The organism is Bradyrhizobium sp. SZCCHNR1017, assembly GCF_032381375.1.
GTDB lineage: Bacteria > Pseudomonadota > Alphaproteobacteria > Rhizobiales > Xanthobacteraceae > Bradyrhizobium.
On record NZ_JAUHIR010000039.1, the window covers coordinates 1 to 1,795 of the forward strand.

Consider the following 1,795-nt stretch of genomic DNA (forward strand, 5'->3'; position numbering starts at 1 on the left):
GTCAGACGTTGTTGCTGGCAGTATTTGCGGATCCCGAGACCGCTCCGACGCCACGCTTCGATGTGCAGCGACCACCATTCGCGGCGAGCTCTGTTCTTGAAATGTTTGGATCCCACCGGAGATTCTCCACAGCAGCAGAGAACTCGAAATGGAACGACAACACACACGAGGGGGAAGGTGTGCAGAGACCGGACGGTTACCCCCGGCCGATTAAAGTGTCGGCGTAATCGGGCGCGCGCAAGACGAGACAGTGTTGACGGCAAAGGCGCAGCATTGCGGTGGATCAACATTGATTCGCCGAAGAGGACGTCCGCCGATGAAACTCTCAGCAGCGCTCGACACCTCGAGCACCAAGACCGCGATCTGTGTCATGAACAGCCGCGACGGCACCATTGTGTTCGAAGCCAGCGTTTTGACCGATCCGGCGATCATCTTTGAAGCGCTTGCGCCGTATCTGCCGCGGCTCGACAAGGTCGGCCATGAAGCAGGCAGTGTAGCACCTTGGCTGCACCGTGAGCTCGTGTCCCTGGGCCTTCCCATGGTGCTGTTGGAAGCACGGCAGGCAGCGGCGGCCCTGCAGGCGCAGCGCAACAAGACCGACAAGAATGACGCGCGCGGTCTAGCGCATCTGGTGCGGGCGGGCTGGTATCGACCGGTCCACGTCAAGAGCCCGGAGAGCCATAAACTACGGCTGCTTCTCGGTCACCGGCGGACGCTCAAGCGCAAGCTGCTCGACATCGAAAACGAAATCAGACAGTCGCTGAAGGTGTTCGGTCTGTTGGTTGGACCGCGGGTTCAGCGGGCGTCGTTTACGGCGCGGGTGCGAGACCTGGTGGCTCATGACAGTCTGATTGGGGGCATAACGGAATGCATGTTACGGGCCTGGGAAGCACTATGGGCCGAGTACAAGAGGCTGCACGACTTGCTGGTTCAAATGGTCGGACGGGACGAGCTCTGCCGGCGCTTCTGCGCCATTCCAGGCGTTGGTCCCGTGACTGCTTTGACCTTCAAGGCAGCGATCGACGATCCGCACCGGTTCAGCAAGTCCAAGACCGTAGGGGCGCATTTTGGGCTGACCTCCCGGCGCATACAGACGGGCACATCGATCGACATCGAAGGGCACATTTCGAAGTGCGGCGATGGGGAGGTTCGCACTGTACTCTACGAGGCGGCGAGCGCGATGCTGGTGCGTTCCAAGCAATGGTGCGGCATCAAGGCCTGGGGTGTCCGGATCGCAGCCAAGCGTGGCCACAAGCGCGCGGTGGTGGCCGTCGCGCGTAAGCTGGCGGTGGTCATGCATCGCATGTGGATCGACGGATCTGTGTTCCGGTTCGCAGCCGAAGATGAAAGTGCCGCTGAACCGAGTCTTAACAACCCGACGGCGCTCGCCGCCGCTATGTGAGAGCTCTGGCGAGCGCCGTCTGGCAGACGGTGCGACGACAGAAGATTGGCTGAGCTTCCGCCGATCGGCGGAGAGGCATTTGGTGGATCGAAGCGGATGCGGAGAGCACGCTATCTTGCCGGCGACGACAGCTCGATTGAGACGTCGAGCGCGCTACTGTGTCTGTGTTGCCCCGCGATCCTGACGACGACATGTGCGCCCGCTTGGCAGGCGGGGTTGAGCACGAACTCCTGGATGGACCACCAGATGTCATCACCCCGAGATCACGACGAAAGCCGGACCAATGCCATGTTGTCGACCGCTCGTGTGCAGCCGTATAATATCAAGCAGAGGAGACGATCATGTCGGAGCAGAAGGCGGAGAAGCGCCCGATTACTCCCGGCAAGATAAAAG

General features: G+C 60.9%; 2 protein-coding genes. Both read left to right on the forward strand.

Features of this window, described 5'->3' with window-relative positions:
- Nucleotides 1-227 (forward strand): hypothetical protein (locus QW863_RS35940; RefSeq protein ID WP_315770102.1); only part of this gene is annotated, 227 nt, incomplete at its 5' end.
- A gap of 89 nt (nt 228-316) precedes the next feature.
- Nucleotides 317-1,402, forward strand: a complete 1,086-nt coding sequence (locus tag QW863_RS35945; protein ID WP_315718672.1) for an IS110 family transposase — start codon at nt 317-319, stop codon at nt 1,400-1,402.
- Nucleotides 1,403-1,795 lie beyond the last annotated feature (393 nt).